Origin of the sequence: Citrobacter amalonaticus, from assembly GCF_001559075.2 — a bacterium.
GTDB lineage: Bacteria > Pseudomonadota > Gammaproteobacteria > Enterobacterales > Enterobacteriaceae > Citrobacter_A > Citrobacter_A amalonaticus_F.
This window is the reverse complement of sequence record NZ_CP014015.2, coordinates 2,278,652-2,295,433: the sequence shown is the minus strand read 5'-3', so window position 1 is coordinate 2,295,433 and position 16,782 is coordinate 2,278,652. Positions and strand designations below refer to the sequence as shown.

Sequence of the window (16,782 nt, the reverse complement as noted above, 5' to 3'; positions counted from 1 at the left end):
GAAAATGGCCCACACCTTACATTATCATAATGATAAATTAACATAGTCTGAACATACGGCGCCTTATGATTGTTTTCTCCTCGTTACAAATTCGTCGCGGCGTGCGCGTCTTACTGGACAATGCCACTGCCACCATCAATCCGGGCCAGAAAGTCGGTCTGGTGGGTAAGAACGGCTGCGGGAAATCTACCCTGCTGGCATTGCTGAAAAATGAAATCAGCGCAGATGCCGGCGGTTTTACCTTTCCTGGTAGCTGGCAGTTGGCGTGGGTGAATCAGGAAACACCAGCCCTGCCCCAGCCCGCGCTGGAATATGTCATTGACGGCGACCGCGAATATCGTCAACTGGAAGCCCAGTTGCATGACGCTAACGAACGTAACGATGGACACGCCATTGCCACCGTCCACGGCAAGCTGGATGCCATCGACGCCTGGACCGTACGCTCCCGCGCTGCCAGCCTGTTGCATGGTCTCGGTTTTTCTAATGAACAACTGGAACGTCCGGTCAGCGACTTTTCCGGCGGCTGGCGTATGCGTCTCAACCTGGCCCAGGCGCTGATTTGTCGCTCCGATCTCCTCCTGCTCGATGAACCGACCAACCACCTCGATCTGGATGCGGTTATCTGGCTGGAAAAATGGCTGAAGAGCTATCAGGGCACTCTGATTCTGATCTCTCACGACCGTGACTTCCTCGATCCGGTGGTGGATAAAATCATTCATATCGAACAGCAAACGATGTTCGAGTACACCGGCAACTACAGCGCGTTTGAAATTCAGCGCGCCACGCGTCTGGCCCAACAGCAGGCAATGTATGAAAGCCAGCAGGAGCGCGTGGCGCATCTGCAAAGCTATATCGATCGCTTCCGCGCCAAAGCCACGAAAGCAAAGCAGGCGCAGAGCCGTATCAAGATGCTGGAACGCATGGAGCTGATTGCCCCGGCGCATGTCGATAACCCATTCCATTTCAGCTTCCGCGCGCCGGAGAGCCTGCCGAATCCGCTGCTGAAAATGGAGAAAGTGAGTGCCGGTTATGACGAACGCATCATCCTGGACTCCATCAAACTGAACCTGGTGCCGGGATCGCGTATTGGTCTGCTGGGACGTAACGGCGCCGGTAAATCCACGCTCATCAAACTGTTGGCGGGTGAGCTGTCCCCTGTCAGTGGTGAAATCGGCCTGGCGAAAGGCATCAAGCTCGGTTACTTCGCCCAGCACCAGCTCGAGTATTTGCGGGCGGATGAGTCGCCGTTGCAGCATCTGGCGCGACTGGCGCCACAAGAGCTGGAACAGAAGCTACGCGACTACCTGGGCGGCTTCGGCTTCCAGGGCGATAAAGTCAGTGAAGAGACGCGTCGTTTCTCCGGCGGCGAAAAAGCGCGACTGGTGCTGGCGCTGATCGTCTGGCAGCGCCCAAACCTGCTGCTGCTCGATGAACCGACTAACCACCTTGATCTCGACATGCGTCAGGCATTAACCGAAGCGCTGATTGAATTTGAAGGCGCGCTGGTGGTGGTTTCGCACGACCGCCATTTGCTGCGATCCACAACCGACGACCTGTACCTGGTGCATGACCGCAAGGTCGAGCCGTTCGATGGCGATCTGGAAGATTATCAGCAGTGGCTGAGCGATGTGCAGAAGCAGGAAAGCCAGTCTGATGAGACACCAAAAGAGAACATCAACAGCGCGCAAGCGCGTAAAGATCAGAAGCGTCGAGAAGCCGAACTGCGGACGCAAACCCAACCGCTGCGTAAAGAGATCGCCCGTCTGGAAAAAGAGATGGAGACGCTGAACGCACAGCTGGCGCAGACGGAAGAGAAGCTGGGTGACAGCGAACTTTACGACCAGAGCCGCAAAGCCGAGCTGACGGAATGCCTGCAACAGCAGGCCAGCGCTAAAGCCGGGCTGGAAGCGTGCGAAATGGCCTGGCTGGACGCGCAGGAACAGCTCGAGCAGATGCTGAGCGAGTAACGGCGATGACACACGTAATCCTTCACGACCCTGAAATGCCAAACGGCAGCAGTGACGAATTTCGCCCGATGCGCGGTATCAGTAACTGCCACCTACAGACTATGTTGCCGCGTTTGATCCGCCGAAAGGTGAATTTCGACGCCCACTGGCAGCGTCTGGAATTGCCCGACGGCGACTTTGTCGATCTGGCATGGAGTGAAGATCCGCATCAGGCGAAGCACAAGCCGCGCCTGGTGGTCTTTCATGGTCTGGAAGGCAGCCTGAACAGTCCGTACGCGCATGGGCTGATTGAGGCGGCAAAGAACCGTGGCTGGCTTGGTGTGGTGATGCACTTTCGCGGTTGCAGCGGCGAACCGAATCGCCTGAACCGCATTTATCACTCCGGTGAAACCGAAGACGGAACCTGGTTCTTAGGCTGGTTGCAGCGGGAATTTGGCCATGCGCCGACGGCCGCCGTAGGCTACTCGCTCGGCGGAAATGTGCTGGCGTGCCTGCTGGCTAAAGAAGGGAAAAACATCCCGCTTGATGCGGCGGTCATTGTCTCAGCTCCTTTTGTACTGGAAGCCTGTAGCTACCATATGGATAAAGGCTTTTCCCGTGTTTATCAGCGCTATCTGCTCAACCTGCTGAAGGCTAACGCGTCGCGCAAGCTGGCGGCCTATCCGGGCTCGTTGCCGGTGAGTCTGGCGCAGTTGAAATCCCTGCGCCGGATCCGCGAGTTTGACGATCTGATCACCGCTAAAATTCACGGCTTCGCCGACGCTATCGACTACTATCGTCAGTGCAGTGCAATGCCCTTACTCAGCGACATCGCCATTCCGACGCTGATCATCCACGCGAAAGACGACCCGTTTATGGATCATCATGTGATCCCCAAAGCGGAAGATTTGCCGCCGCAGGTGGAATATCAGTTAACCGAACATGGCGGGCACGTTGGATTTATCGGCGGGACGCTACGTCGGCCAGAAATGTGGCTGGAATCGCGTATCCCTGACTGGCTGACACCGTATCTGGAGGCCTAATCATGCAGATCCCCTGGCAGGACCTTTCCCCCGAGACGCTGGACAATCTGATCGAAAGCTTTGTGTTGCGCGAAGGTACCGATTATGGTGAACATGAACGTACCCTTGAGCAAAAAGTCGCCGACGTCAAACGCCAGTTACAGTGTGGAGAAGCGGTGCTGGTGTGGTCTGAGTTGCACGAAACCGTCAACATCATGCCGCGCAAGCAATTTCGCGAATAACCCGCACGCTATCGGCCGACTATAATAAAAAATCAATTTATTGATGGAGTTAACATGTCTGCCAAACATCCGGTGATTGCGGTAACAGGATCCAGCGGCGCGGGGACCACCACCACCAGCCTCGCGTTCCGTAAAATTTTTGCGCAGCTCAACCTGTGCGCCGCCGAGGTGGAAGGCGATAGTTTTCACCGCTATACCCGTCCAGAAATGGATATGGCGATCCGCAAAGCACGCGACGCCGGACGCCACATCAGCTATTTTGGCCCCGAAGCCAATGACTTCGGTCTGCTGGAACAGACGTTTATTGAGTACGGTCAGACGGGCAAAGGCCAGTCGCGTAAATATCTGCATACCTACGATGAAGCCGTCCCGTGGAATCAGGTGCCGGGGACGTTTACCCCGTGGCAACCCCTGCCGGAACCCACCGATGTGCTGTTCTATGAAGGCCTGCACGGCGGCGTCGTCACGCCCCAGCATGAGGTTGCAAGCCATGTTGATCTACTGGTCGGCGTGGTCCCCATCGTTAACCTGGAGTGGATCCAGAAGCTTACCCGCGATACCAGCGAACGAGGCCATTCTCGTGAAGCAGTGATGGATTCGGTGGTGCGTTCGATGGACGACTATATCAACTACATCACGCCGCAGTTCTCCCGCACCCACATCAACTTCCAGCGCGTTCCCACCGTAGATACCTCAAACCCGTTCGCGGCCAAAGGCATCCCGTCACTGGATGAGAGCTTTGTCGTGATCCATTTCCGTAATCTGGAAGGGATCGATTTCCCCTGGCTGCTGGCGATGCTGCAGGGTTCATTCATTTCCCACATCAATACATTGGTGGTACCTGGCGGCAAAATGGGGCTGGCAATGGAACTCATCATGTTGCCGCTGGTACAGCGACTGATGGAAGGCAAGAAGATCGAATAAACGATGGGAAGTGCCCGATGGCTCTACGCTTATCGGGCCTACAAATCAGGAATCTGTAGGCCGGACCAGACGCTGGCCGCCATCCAGCGACATGAAAAATTACGCCGCAATCACTTCATACGAATGGGTAATGTTGACCGCTTTTCCCAGCATCAGCGCCACAGAGCAGTACTTCTCCGCCGACAGATCGACCGCACGCGAAACAGCGGCATCCTTCAGGTCATTTCCCGTGACAATAAAGTGCAGATTGATGTGGGTGAACAGGCGTGGCGCCTCTTCGCGACGTTCCGACGTCAGTTTCACTTCGCAGTTCGTTACATCCTGACGGCCTTTTTGCAGGATAGAAACCACGTCAATTGCGCTGCAGCCGCCCGCGGCCATCAGCACCATTTCCATCGGGCTCGGCGCTTTATCGCCAGAGTTACCGTCCATCAAAATCTGGTGTCCGGAAGCCGACTCACCCAGGAAGGTTAACCCCTCAACCCATTTAACACGCGCTTGCATATTTTTTAACTCCAGTGCGTCAATTTTCCTGACAGATTACGCGTACATAACAATTCTCGCAACGGAAGGCGACCTCCGTCATGCTGAAGCGAGACACCAGGAGACACACGGCTAAAGCTATGCTAAAACAGTCAGGATGCTACAGTAATACATTGATGTACTGCATGTATGCAGAGGACTTCACATTAAAGGCTGCAGTTTGTTTTTGACAGCCTCTTCCCAGGACGCGGGAAGCACATTTTTGCAACCCCAGAGACAGCGGCATTTTTTGGCTCTGGAGACAGCTTATAACAGAGGATAATCGCGCATGGTGCTTGGCAAACCGCAAACAGACCCGACACTTGAATGGTTCTTGTCTCATTGCCACATTCATAAGTACCCGTCCAAGAGCACGCTGATTCACCAGGGTGAAAAAGCAGAAACGTTGTACTACATCGTTAAGGGCTCAGTGGCAGTGTTGATTAAGGATGAGGAAGGGAAAGAAATGATCCTTTCTTATCTGAATCAGGGTGATTTTATTGGCGAACTGGGCCTGTTTGAAGAAGGCCAGGAACGTAGCGCATGGGTTCGAGCGAAAACAGCGTGTGAAGTGGCTGAAATTTCCTACAAGAAATTCCGTCAGTTGATCCAGGTGAACCCGGATATTCTGATGCGCCTCTCTTCCCAAATGGCTCGCCGCCTGCAAGTCACTTCAGAGAAAGTCGGTAACCTGGCCTTCCTCGACGTGACCGGTCGTATCGCCCAGACTCTGCTGAATCTGGCGAAACAACCTGATGCGATGACTCACCCGGACGGTATGCAGATCAAAATCACTCGCCAGGAGATTGGTCAGATCGTTGGCTGCTCTCGCGAAACCGTTGGTCGTATTCTGAAGATGCTGGAAGATCAGAACCTGATCTCCGCTCACGGTAAAACGATCGTCGTTTACGGCACTCGTTAATCTCATCGGAAATGACGCGCTACCCGGTAGTGCGTCATTTTTGTTTTGCCAATGTGGCGCAGACTGATTTATCACCCAGAAATCAACTATGCACTACGTCAAACGCTGGTGCTCTGTTTGCCCGTGGCCGTCGGCCTGATCATCGGGCAGTTACATCTGGGCCTGCTCTTCTCTCTGGTTCCCGCCTGCTGCAACATTGCCGGGCTTGATACTCCGCACAAACGCTTTTTCAAACGCCTGATTATCGGTGCATCGCTGTTTGCCGGCTGTAGCCTGATCATGCAGCTGCTGCTGGCGCAGGCGGTGCCGTTACCCCTGATCCTGACCGGCCTGACGCTCACGCTCGGCGTCACCGCTGAATTGAGCTCCCTCCACGCGCGTTTGCTTCCGGCCTCGCTGATTGCGGCGATTTTCACACTGAGCCTCGCGGGAAATATGCCGGTCTGGGAGCCGCTGCTGATCTACGCGCTGGGCACATTATGGTATGGATTATTTAACTGGTTCTGGTTTTGGCTCTGGCGCGAACAGCCGCTGCGCGAGTCGCTGAGTCTGTTATACCGGGAACTGGCGGATTACTGCGAAGCCAAATACAGCATGTTGACCCAGCACACCGACCCGGAAAAAGCCCTGCCGCCGCTTCTGGTGCGCCAGCAGAAAGCCGTCGACCTCATCACTCAGTGCTATCAGCAGATGCACATGCTGTCGGCACATCACAATAATGACTATAAACGGATGCTGCGCGCCTTTCAGGAAGCGCTGGATCTGCAGGAACATATCTCCGTCAGTCTGCATCAGCCGGAAGAAGTGCAAAAGCTGGTCGAGCGCAGCCACGCGGAACAGGTGATTCGCTGGAATGCGCAAACGGTCGCCGCTCGCCTGCGCGTACTGGCGGATGACATTCTGTATCACCGGCTGCCGACGCGGTTCACTATGCAAAAGCAGATTGGCGCGCTGGAAAAAATTGCTCATCAGCATCCGGATAACCCCGTCGGGCAGTTCTGTTACTGGCACTTCAGCCGTATCGCCCGCGTGCTTCGCACCCAGCGCCCGTTGTACGCCCGCGATCTGATGGCCGATAAGCAGCGTCGGCTACCGCTGCTGCCGGCGTTGAAAAACTACCTCTCGCTGAAATCTCCGGCGCTACGTAGCGCCGGGCGGATCAGCGTCATGCTCAGCATCGCCAGTCTGATGGGAACCGCGCTGCATCTGCCGAAGCCTTACTGGATCCTGATGACGGTGCTGTTTGTGACGCAAAACGGTTACGGCGCCACCCGCGTGCGTATTCTGCACCGTTCAGCGGGAACGCTGGTGGGGCTGATTATCGCAGGCGTGACGCTGCACTTTCATATTCCCGAGGGATATACGCTGGCCCTGATGCTGATAATAACCCTGGTCAGTTATCTGACCATCCGCAAAAACTACGGCTGGGCGACGGTTGGATTTACCGTCACAGCGGTGTATACCCTGCAACTGCTGACACTGGACGGCGAACAGTTCATCATTCCACGATTTGTCGATACGGTAATAGGCTGCCTGATTGCGTTTGGCGGCACCGTCTGGCTGTGGCCGCAGTGGCAGAGTGGTCTGTTGCGTAAAAACGCCCATGATGCGCTGGAGGCCGATCAGGAAGCCATTCGTCTGATTCTGAGCGACGATCCGCAACCCACGCCGCTCGCCTGGCAACGTATGCGGGTCAACCAGGCGCACAATACGTTGTTCAACTCGCTCAATCAGGCGATGCAGGAACCCGGCTTTAACAGCCATTATCTGGAAGATATGAAGCTGTGGGTGACGCACAGTCAGTTTATCGTCGAACATATCAACGCCATGACCACGCTGGCGCGTGAGCATACGATGCTGACGCCGGACCTGGCGCAGCGGTATCTGCAATCGTGTGAAATAGCGCTGCAACGCTGTCAGCAGCGACTGGAGTATGACGGGCCCGGCAGCTCAGGGGATGTGAATATTCTGGAAGCGCCAGAAATGCTGTCCCACGGTCCGTTAAGTACCCTGGAACAGCATCTGCAGCGCGTTATTGGTCACCTTAACACCATGCACACCATCTCGTCTGTGGCATGGCGTCAGCGGCCGCACCACGGAATCTGGCTCAGCCGTCGCTTGCGGGATATGCGGGGTTAACACGGATTACCGGATAGCGGCATAACGCCTTATCCGGCCTGCACGGATCGTGTTATCGACACCAGGCCTGATAAGTACAGCGCCATCAGGCCTGGTGTTAACCGACAACCTTCGCAACAGCCTGTGCAAAACGCTGCATCCCTTCGTCGATATCCGCCTCTTCCACCACCAGCGATGGGGCAAAGCGCATCACGTCAGGACCGGCATTCAACACCATCACGCCAGCCTCCGCCGCCGCATAGAGGAAATCACGCGCGCGTCCTTTGTATTGTGGTTTCAGCTCGGCACCAATCAACAGGCCCATACCACGAATATCGCTGAACACGTGGTACTGCTCATCAATCTGCTGCAGATGTTGAACGAATCTCTGCCGCTTCACCTGTACGCCACCCAGCACGTCCGGCGTGTTGATGATGTCGAATGCCGCTTCCGCCACGGCGCAGGCCAGCGGGTTACCGCCGTAGGTCGAGCCATGAGAGCCGACGTGAAACGCTGAAGCAATCTCCTGCGTCGTCAATACCGCGCTCACCGGGAAGCCGCCGCCCAGCGCTTTCGCACTGGTGAGAATATCCGGCGTCACGCCATAGTGCATATAGGCAAACAGATCGCCGGTACGCCCCATCCCGCTTTGTACTTCATCAAACACCAGCAGTGCCTGATGCTGATCGCAGAGCTCGCGCAGACCTTTCAGGAACGCTGGCGTCGCGGCCAGAACGCCCCCCTCACCCTGTACCGGCTCAACCACGACAGCACAGGTATGGTCATCCATCACCGCTTTCACTGCGTGAAGATCGTTAAACGGAACGTGGACGATATCCGCCGGTTTTGGCCCGAAACCATCGGAATACTTCGGCTGACCGCCGACAGTGACGGTAAACAGCGAACGACCGTGGAACGCATTATGAAAGGCAATAATTTTGGTTTTGAACGGGCTATGGCGCACGCAGGCATAATGACGCGCCAGCTTGAACGCCGTTTCGTTGGCTTCTGTCCCGGAGTTCATGAACAGCACGCGCTCGGCAAAGGTGGCATCGATTATTTTTCGTCCCAGACGCAGTGCGGGTTCGTTGGTAAAGACGTTACTGGTATGCCAGAGCGTTTCACCCTGGGTTTTCAGGGCCGCCACCAACGCCGGATGGCAATGCCCCAGCGCGGTCACCGCAATTCCGCCCGCGAAATCAACATAGTCTTTGCCCTGCTGATCCCAGACCCGGCTGCCTTTCCCTTTTACCGGAATAAATTCCGCCGGTGCATAAATCGGCAGAATGACTTCATCGAAAGTTGCCCGGGTTACTGCCGTTTGTTCAGTTGCCATCTCATGCCCATCCAGTTATGCAAAAATGAATGTGAAAATATAATCACAAAATATGCATAAAAAATCATCGGATAGCAACCACAAATCACCGATTAAGGAAATTTGCCAGCAGCTGATGCCCCTGTTCGCTGAGAATACTTTCCGGGTGAAACTGCACGCCTTCCAGATCCCACGTCGTATGGCGGATCCCCATAATCTCCTGCGTTTCGCTCCAGGCAGTCACCTCAAAGCCGTCGGGGAGTGTGGCGGGGTCGATGACGAGCGAGTGATAGCGGGTGACGGTAAGCGGGTTAGTTAACCCCTGAAACACGCCCTGTCCCGTGTGGTGGATAGGCGACGTTTTTCCGTGCATCACTTTTTCGGCGCGTACGATCGTTGCGCCAAAAGCCTGCGCCATCGCCTGATGCCCCAGACAGACGCCCAGTATCGGCAACCGTCCGGCATAATGGCGAATCACCTCCAGCGAAATTCCGGCATCATCCGGGGTGCAGGGGCCGGGCGAGATGACGATTTTTTGCGGCTGTAGCGCATCGATCTGCGACAGCGTCAACTCATCATTGCGCTTAACCTGCACGTCAGCGCCCAGCTCACAAAAATACTGATAAAGGTTCCAAGTGAAAGAATCGTAGTTGTCGATAAGCAGGATCATGGCGGCTCCGGTCGAGGAAAACCGCGCTATTCTACTCAGTTTCCTCAGCTTCGCTTACCCCTTTACGAAATATCGCCTGCAATGCGCTAAGGTCGCCCATCGCCCCTTCCTGATTCGCCCGACTCCATTCCGCCACCGGCACATCAGCCCAGCGAAGAAGATAGCCAGCATGAATAGCCAGTTGTTCGAAGAAAATCCGCTGTGCCATGCCGCTGCCAAGACGAAACGGATGTAGCACGTTGATCTCACAGTAATAATGCGCAAGGCGGCTGACGAACTTCTCTTTCGGCAGCCCCATCAGGTAGCCCTCTTCCTCCAGATCCTGCATCAGGGCATTCCCCTCTTTTTCGATGTAAGCGAAATGACAGAAACGGGTATCACCCTGATAGATATCCACTTCACGCAGATGACCCGCCCAGTCAAAGACGTCCTGGTAAAGCTGACGATGAATCGCACACAGATGAGGCAACCCGCGCTTCGACGGGCCCAGTTCGATGGTCGCTGCACGCAATGCGGTCAGTTCGTAAGCGGCCTGCTCCAGACGCCCGATCTGGTGGATCCCCAGACGGTTACGCATCACATTCAGTCCGGGGTAGAGATACGGATCGCGGTCGTCGCCGATTTTATCGCTCATAGTGCCTCCGGAGTTCTTCCAGACGCGCCAGCGCCTCTGCGGCATTAAGCGTGACTAACGGACTTTCGACGCCCTCAAGACGGCGGCTGGCCTGAAAATTCACGTTGCGCTGCTGTTCCCAGAGCCGGGATTTTTGCCTGTCGGTGAGTTTTTTCACTGTACGCCTCCCTGATTGATCCGTGTTTGCCACAAGTATAAGCAGCAAAACGCGGTTACGCAGGGAGGATAAAACGACGCGGGCTTGCAACACCCGCGCGGGGAAGGATTACGGCAGCACTTTTGCGGAGAGGATAACCACCGGTTTTGACGGCACATTCTGGTAAGGGCCGACATCATGGGTCGGCACCTGGGAAATCTTATCGGCCACGTCCATCCCTTTCACAACTTTACCAAATACGGCATAGCCGAAGTCACGCTGGCCGTGATCGAGGAAAGCATTATCCGCCACGTTGATAAAGAACTGGCTGGTCGCGCTGTCTTTATCGGCAGTACGCGCCATCGCGATGGTGCCGCGCGTGTTACGCAGGCCGTTATCGGCTTCGTTTTTAATCGGAGGATTAGGTTTCTTCTGCTGCATCTGCTCGGTGAAGCCGCCGCCCTGGACCATAAAGCCCGGAATGACACGGTGAAACGTGGTGTTGTTATAGAAACCATTGTTCACATAATCGACAAAGTTTTGCACTGAAACAGGCGCTTTCTGGCTATTCAGTTCCAGTTCAATATTACCTGCAGAGGTTGTCAGCAAAACGTGCGGATCCCCTTTTGCTGCCAGCGCTGCGGGAGAGAGAGCAGAAAGGGCGAAAACAGCTGCAACAGCCGCCAGGGTCGATTTGAGCATGAGATTTCCTTTAGGAGAGCGGTAACAAAAGCCAGTGGTTTGATTCTAAAGAGCCTTCAGGGACAAGGCCATCCCTTTACCTAATTTTACGTACCTGAAACATATGTAACTTCATCAATACCTTAATTATTGTGATTTATATCACTTTTAAATATGTAACAGACTCTGTAATTTCCGATAAAAGTTTAAATACATCACTAAAACGCCTAAAATCCGCCCGTTCCCGGCGCCGTCAATGCGCTTTACTTCCATTTACAGGCCAGTCATGACTAACAGCAATCGTATCAAGCTCACATGGATTAGCTTTCTCTCCTACGCCCTCACCGGTGCGTTGGTTATTGTCACCGGGATGGTGATGGGAAACATCGCAGAATATTTCCAGTTGCCGGTTTCCAGTATGAGTAACACTTTCACCTTCCTGAACGCCGGTATCTTGATCTCCATTTTCCTTAATGCCTGGTTGATGGAAATTGTTCCGCTGAAAACGCAACTGCGCTTTGGCTTTATCCTGATGGTGCTGGCCGTTGCCGGTCTGATGTTCAGCCATAGTCTGGCTCTGTTCTCTGCCGCAATGTTTGTGCTGGGGCTGGTCAGCGGGATCACCATGTCGATTGGTACGTTCCTGATTACGCAGATGTATGAAGGTCGTCAGCGCGGCTCCCGTCTGCTGTTTACTGACTCCTTCTTCAGCATGGCTGGGATGGTTTTCCCGATGGTCGCCGCGTTCCTGTTGGCGCGCAGCATCGAGTGGTACTGGGTGTACGCCTGCATCGGCCTGGTCTATGTCGCTATTTTTCTTCTGACCTTCGGCTGTGAATTCCCGCCGCTGGGCAAACACGCGCCGCAAAGCGATACGCCAGTCGTGAAAGAGAAATGGGGCATCGGCGTCCTGTTTCTGTCTGTCGCTGCGCTGTGTTACATCCTCGGTCAGCTGGGCTTTATCTCCTGGGTACCCGAGTACGCGAAAGGGTTGGGGATGAGCCTGAACGATGCCGGTACGCTGGTCAGCAACTTCTGGATGTCGTACATGTTCGGGATGTGGGCCTTCAGTTTCATTCTGCGTTTCTTCGACTTACAGCGCATTCTGACCGTCCTGGCGGCACTGGCCACCGTGCTGATGTACCTGTTCATCACCGGGACGCCTGAACATATGCCGTGGTTTATTCTGGCTCTCGGCTTTTTCTCCAGCGCCATCTATACCACTATCATCACCCTGGGTTCGCAGCAGACCCGCGTAGCCTCGCCAAAACTGGTTAACTTCGTCCTGACCTGCGGCACCATCGGCACCATGCTGACGTTTGTCGTCACCGGTCCTATCGTGGCGCACAGCGGTCCTCAGGCGGCTTTGCTCACCGCGAATGGCCTGTACGCCATCGTCTTCGTCATGTGTTTTATCCTCGGTTTTGTGACCCGTCATCGCCAGCATGACGCCCCGGCAGCACAGTAACGTTATTTGCCGGATAGTGATCCTCTTTGTAGGCCGGATAAGGCGCTGCCGCCATCCGGCCTTTTCACGTTTCTCTCCCCTTCCTCGAACGATGTAGGCCAGCCAATCTTTAGTGGTAGCCTTCCTCTGCTAAAAACCCCTTGTTTTGTACGTTATTTGTACGATCGCGAAAAGTCTGATATTTCCACAACTTAAGAAAATGCTGTCAAATCAGCAATATACTCCTTAAGAGGTATATAAAGGTGAATTTGATTTGCATCAATAAGTGGGGGTGCTGAATCGTTAAGGTAGGCAGTAATAGAAAAGAAATCGAGGCAAAAATGAGCAAAGTCAGACTCGCTATTATCGGTAATGGTATGGTCGGCCATCGCTTTATTGAGGACCTTCTTGATAAATCCGACGCTGCCAATTTTGATATTACTGTTTTCTGCGAAGAACCCCGCAAGGCATATGACCGTGTGCACCTGTCATCCTACTTCTCACATCACACCGCTGAAGAACTGTCTCTGGTCCGTGAAGGATTTTACGAGAAGCACGGTGTTAACGTGCTGGTCGGCGAACGTGCGATTACCATCAACCGCCAGGAAAAAGTGATTCACTCCAGTGCGGGCCGTACGGTTTACTATGACAAGCTGATTATGGCGACCGGTTCTTATCCGTGGATCCCGCCGATTAAAGGTTCCGAAACCCAGGACTGCTTCGTTTATCGCACCATCGAAGACCTCAACGCGATTGAATCCTGCGCTCGTCGCAGCAAGCGTGGTGCGGTCGTCGGCGGCGGTCTGTTAGGTCTGGAAGCGGCAGGCGCGCTGAAAAATCTTGGCGTGGAAACCCACGTGATTGAATTCGCCCCGATGCTGATGGCCGAACAGCTTGACCATATGGGCGGCGAACAGTTGCGTCGCAAGATTGAAAGCATGGGCGTGCGCGTGCACACCAGCAAAAACACCCTGGAGATCGTTCAGCAAGGCACCGAAGCCCGTAAAACGATGCGTTTTGCCGACGGTAGCGAGCTGGAAGTGGACTTTATCGTCTTCTCCACCGGTATTCGCCCACGCGACAAACTGGCGACCCAGTGTGGTCTGGAGGTCGCGCCGCGCGGCGGGATTGTGATCAACGATGCCTGCCAGACGTCCGATCCGGATATCTACGCCATCGGCGAATGTGCCAGTTGGAACAACCGGGTGTACGGTCTGGTCGCACCGGGCTACAAAATGGCGCAGGTCGCCGTTGACCATATCCTCGAGAACGAAAACGCCTTCGAAGGCGCAGATTTAAGCGCCAAGCTGAAACTGCTGGGCGTTGACGTTGGCGGTATTGGCGACGCACATGGTCGTACGCCGGGTGCCCGTAGTTACGTTTACCTCGACGAAAGCAAAGAGGTCTACAAACGCCTTATCGTAAGCCCAGATAACAAAACCCTGCTCGGCGCGGTACTGGTGGGGGATACCAGTGATTATGGCAACCTGCTGCAACTGGTTCTGAACGCTATCGAACTGCCGGAAAACCCGGACTCGCTGATCCTGCCCGCCCATGCCGGCAGTGGTAAGCCGTCTATCGGCGTGGATAAACTGCCGGACAGCGCGCAGATTTGCTCCTGTTTCGACGTCACCAAAGGTATGCTGGTCGCCGCCATCAACAAAGGCTGCCACACCGTTGCCGCGCTGAAAGCCGAAACCAAAGCCGGTACCGGCTGCGGCGGCTGTATCCCGCTGGTTACCCAGGTGCTGAATGCCGAACTGGCGAAACAGGGTATCGAAGTGAACAACAACCTGTGCGAGCACTTTGCTTACTCGCGCCAGGAACTGTTCCACCTGATTCGTGTGGAAGGCATCAAAACTTTCGAGGAACTGCTGGCAAAACACGGTAAAGGTTATGGCTGCGAAGTGTGTAAACCGACCGTGGGCTCTCTGCTGGCCTCCTGCTGGAATGAGTACATCCTGAAACCGCAGCACACTCCGCTGCAGGATACCAACGACAACTTCCTGGCGAACATCCAGAAAGACGGGACCTACTCCGTGATCCCGCGCTCTGCTGGCGGTGAAATCACGCCGGAAGGTCTGGTTGCCGTAGGTCGTATCGCCCGTGAATTTAACCTGTACACCAAAATCACCGGTTCTCAGCGTATCGGCCTGTTCGGCGCGCAAAAAGACGACCTGCCGGAAATCTGGCGCCAACTGATTGAAGCTGGCTTCGAAACCGGTCATGCCTACGCCAAAGCGCTGCGCATGGCGAAAACCTGTGTGGGCAGCACCTGGTGCCGTTACGGCGTGGGTGACAGCGTGGGCTTCGGCGTTGAGCTGGAAAACCGCTACAAAGGCATTCGTACCCCGCACAAGATGAAGTTCGGCGTTTCCGGCTGTACCCGTGAATGTGCCGAAGCCCAGGGCAAAGACGTCGGTATCATCGCGACCGAGAAAGGCTGGAACCTGTACGTCTGCGGTAATGGCGGGATGAAGCCGCGTCATGCGGATCTACTGGCAGCGGATATCGATCGTGAAACTCTGCTCAAATATCTCGACCGTTTCATGATGTTCTACATCCGTACGGCGGACAAACTGACCCGTACCGCCCCGTGGTTAGACAACCTGGAAGGCGGCATTGAGTATCTGCGTTCCGTCATCATCGACGACAAACTGGGTCTGAACGAACATCTGGAAGAAGAGATGGCTCGTCTGCGCGAAGCCGTGGTCTGCGAGTGGACGGAAACCGTCAACACGCCGTCTGCCCAGACGCGTTTCAGACACTTCATCAACAGCGATAAACGCGATCCGAACGTCCAGGTGATGCCTGAACGTGAACAGCACCGTCCGGCCACGCCGTATGAACGCATCCCGGTCACTCTGGTGGAGGAAAACGCATGAGCCAGTGGAAAAACATCTGCCACATTGATGACATCCTGCCCGCAACCGGCGTCTGCGCGTTGTTAGGTGAGGAACAGGTCGCTATTTTTCGTCCGTATCACAGCGACCAGGTGTTTGCGATCAGCAACATCGACCCGTTCTTTGAATCCAGCGTGCTGTCCCGCGGACTGATTGCGGAACATCAGGGCGAATTGTGGGTCGCCAGCCCGTTGAAAAAACAACGCTTCCGCCTGAGCGACGGCCTGTGCATGGAGGATGAAAGTCATTCCGTGGCGCATTACGACGCGCGGGTGAAAGACGGCGTCGTGCAGTTGCGCGGTTAATGAATTTTAGGGAGGCGCAACGCCTCCCTTTTTTAACGTATTAGTAGTTCTGTTTTTTCGCAGGACTGATAAGCGTAGCGCCATCAGGCAAATTGCATCAGCGCATTGCCTGATGGCGGCATAAATGCTTATCCGGCCTACGGTTACGTTTTTATTTTTTTCATTTCAAGGATAATCATGTTCACAGATACGATTAACAAATGTGCGGCTAACGCTGCCCGCATCGCACGCCTGTCGGCAAATAATCCTCTCGGTTTTTGGGTCAGTTCTGCGATGGCCGGTGCTTACGTTGGTCTCGGTATTATCCTGATTTTCACTCTCGGTAACTTACTCGATCCGTCCGTGCGTCCACTGGTGATGGGCGCAACCTTTGGGATCGCCTTAACGCTGGTGATTATTGCTGGTTCCGAACTGTTTACCGGTCACACGATGTTCCTGACGCTTGGCGTCAAAGCGGGCACCATCAGTCAGGGGCAAATGTGGGCGATTTTGCCGCAGACCTGGTTGGGTAATCTGGTGGGTTCTGTGTTCGTCGCACTGCTGTACAGCTGGGGTGGCGGTAGCCTGCTACCGGTCGATACCAGCATCGTACACTCGGTCGCGCTGGCGAAAACCACGGCTCCGGCAACGGTACTGTTCTTCAAAGGCGCGCTGTGTAACTGGCTGGTTTGTCTGGCAATCTGGATGGCAATCCGTACCGAAGGCGCCGCGAAATTTATCGCTATCTGGTGGTGTCTGCTGGCGTTTATTGCATCCGGCTATGAGCACTCGGTTGCCAACATGACGCTGTTCGCCCTCTCCTGGTTCGGTCACCACAGCGAAGCCTATACCCTGGCGGGGATTGGTCATAACTTACTGTGGGTAACACTCGGCAATACTTTGTCCGGTGTCGTGTTCATGGGGTTAGGTTATTGGTATGCTACGCCAAAATCGGAGCGACCGGCTCCGGCAAAAATCAACCAAACTGAGGCTACAGCCAATAATTAAGGGGTAAT

At 54.8% G+C, this 16,782-nt stretch carries 16 protein-coding genes; 10 read left to right on the top strand and 6 right to left on the bottom strand.

The genetic code is table 11. From position 1 onward, the window contains the following. The first annotated feature begins 65 nt into the window (after nucleotides 1-65). From AL479_RS10985 to AL479_RS10970, 4 genes are read left to right on the top strand one after another with little or no spacing between them, the layout of a single operon-like run. Complete coding sequence (locus AL479_RS10985) at nucleotides 66-1,967, top strand: ABC transporter ATP-binding protein (RefSeq protein WP_061076112.1); 1,902 nt, start codon at nucleotides 66-68, stop codon at nucleotides 1,965-1,967. A 5-nt stretch (nucleotides 1,968-1,972) separates the two neighbouring features. After that, complete coding sequence (locus tag AL479_RS10980) at nucleotides 1,973-2,989, top strand: hydrolase (protein ID WP_081093657.1); 1,017 nt, start codon at nucleotides 1,973-1,975, stop codon at nucleotides 2,987-2,989. 2 nt (nucleotides 2,990-2,991) lie between these two features. Then, entirely contained in the window at nucleotides 2,992-3,210 is a 219-nt protein-coding gene (locus AL479_RS10975) for a YheU family protein (RefSeq protein WP_042998391.1), read from the top strand. Nucleotides 3,211-3,264: 54 nt separating this feature from the next. Next, nucleotides 3,265-4,134, top strand: a complete 870-nt coding sequence (locus AL479_RS10970; protein ID WP_061076111.1) for a phosphoribulokinase — start codon at nucleotides 3,265-3,267, stop codon at nucleotides 4,132-4,134. 99 nt (nucleotides 4,135-4,233) lie between these two features. Here the strand turns inward: AL479_RS10970 and AL479_RS10965 are convergent, their stop codons facing one another. Next, nucleotides 4,234-4,638: an OsmC family protein gene (locus AL479_RS10965; protein WP_042998393.1), complete on the bottom strand. Its 405-nt coding sequence runs from the start codon at nucleotides 4,636-4,638 to the stop codon at nucleotides 4,234-4,236. Between the two features lie 307 nt (nucleotides 4,639-4,945). Between AL479_RS10965 and crp the strand changes: the two genes are divergently transcribed. Both crp and AL479_RS10945 read left to right on the top strand, forming a co-directional pair. Further along, complete coding sequence (gene crp / locus AL479_RS10950) at nucleotides 4,946-5,578, top strand: cAMP-activated global transcriptional regulator CRP (RefSeq protein WP_000242758.1); 633 nt, start codon at nucleotides 4,946-4,948, stop codon at nucleotides 5,576-5,578. A 51-nt stretch (nucleotides 5,579-5,629) separates the two neighbouring features. Next, on the top strand, nucleotides 5,630-7,717 hold the full coding sequence (locus tag AL479_RS10945) for a YccS/YhfK family putative transporter (protein ID WP_061076110.1): 2,088 nt from the start codon (nucleotides 5,630-5,632) through the stop codon (nucleotides 7,715-7,717). Nucleotides 7,718-7,814: 97 nt separating this feature from the next. Here AL479_RS10945 and argD read toward each other — a convergent pair whose 3' ends face one another. The 5 genes from argD to ppiA all read right to left on the bottom strand — a co-directional run bounded on the left by argD (nucleotide 7,815) and on the right by ppiA (nucleotide 11,153). After that, nucleotides 7,815-9,032, bottom strand: coding sequence for a bifunctional acetylornithine/succinyldiaminopimelate transaminase (argD, locus tag AL479_RS10940; RefSeq protein ID WP_061076109.1), 1,218 nt, complete (start codon nucleotides 9,030-9,032; stop codon nucleotides 7,815-7,817). Between the two features lie 85 nt (nucleotides 9,033-9,117). After that, on the bottom strand, nucleotides 9,118-9,681 hold the full coding sequence (pabA, locus tag AL479_RS10935) for an aminodeoxychorismate synthase component 2 (RefSeq protein WP_061076108.1): 564 nt from the start codon (nucleotides 9,679-9,681) through the stop codon (nucleotides 9,118-9,120). 31 nt (nucleotides 9,682-9,712) lie between these two features. Next, a complete protein-coding gene (locus tag AL479_RS10930) occupies nucleotides 9,713-10,315 on the bottom strand; it encodes a putative adenosine monophosphate-protein transferase Fic (RefSeq protein ID WP_061076107.1) in 603 nt (200 codons plus the stop codon). After that, nucleotides 10,305-10,472, bottom strand: a complete 168-nt coding sequence (locus AL479_RS10925) for a YhfG family protein (protein ID WP_044253468.1) — start codon at nucleotides 10,470-10,472, stop codon at nucleotides 10,305-10,307. The genes AL479_RS10930 and AL479_RS10925 overlap by 11 nt, the downstream gene beginning before the upstream one ends. Nucleotides 10,473-10,580: 108 nt before the next feature. Next, nucleotides 10,581-11,153: a peptidylprolyl isomerase A gene (gene ppiA, locus AL479_RS10920; protein ID WP_042322832.1), complete on the bottom strand. Its 573-nt coding sequence runs from the start codon at nucleotides 11,151-11,153 to the stop codon at nucleotides 10,581-10,583. Between the two features lie 265 nt (nucleotides 11,154-11,418). Here ppiA and tsgA point away from each other — a divergent pair, with 265 nt between their 5' ends. The 4 genes from tsgA to nirC all read left to right on the top strand — a co-directional run bounded on the left by tsgA (nucleotide 11,419) and on the right by nirC (nucleotide 16,774). Continuing rightward, a complete protein-coding gene (gene tsgA, locus AL479_RS10915) occupies nucleotides 11,419-12,600 on the top strand; it encodes an MFS transporter TsgA (RefSeq protein ID WP_061076106.1) in 1,182 nt (393 codons plus the stop codon). Between the two features lie 320 nt (nucleotides 12,601-12,920). Further along, the gene (gene nirB / locus AL479_RS10910; RefSeq protein ID WP_061076105.1) at nucleotides 12,921-15,464 is read left to right on the top strand and encodes an NADPH-nitrite reductase large subunit; all 2,544 of its coding nucleotides are present in this window, start codon (nucleotides 12,921-12,923) and stop codon (nucleotides 15,462-15,464) included. Continuing rightward, nucleotides 15,461-15,787 (top strand): nitrite reductase small subunit NirD, encoded by a 327-nt coding sequence (nirD, locus tag AL479_RS10905; RefSeq protein ID WP_061076104.1) that lies wholly within the window; start codon nucleotides 15,461-15,463, stop codon nucleotides 15,785-15,787. Before nirB ends, nirD begins: the two co-directional genes overlap by 4 nt. 177 nt (nucleotides 15,788-15,964) lie before the next feature. Next, on the top strand, nucleotides 15,965-16,774 hold the full coding sequence (gene nirC, locus AL479_RS10900; RefSeq protein WP_042998404.1) for a nitrite transporter NirC: 810 nt from the start codon (nucleotides 15,965-15,967) through the stop codon (nucleotides 16,772-16,774). Nucleotides 16,775-16,782: the final 8 nt, after the last annotated feature.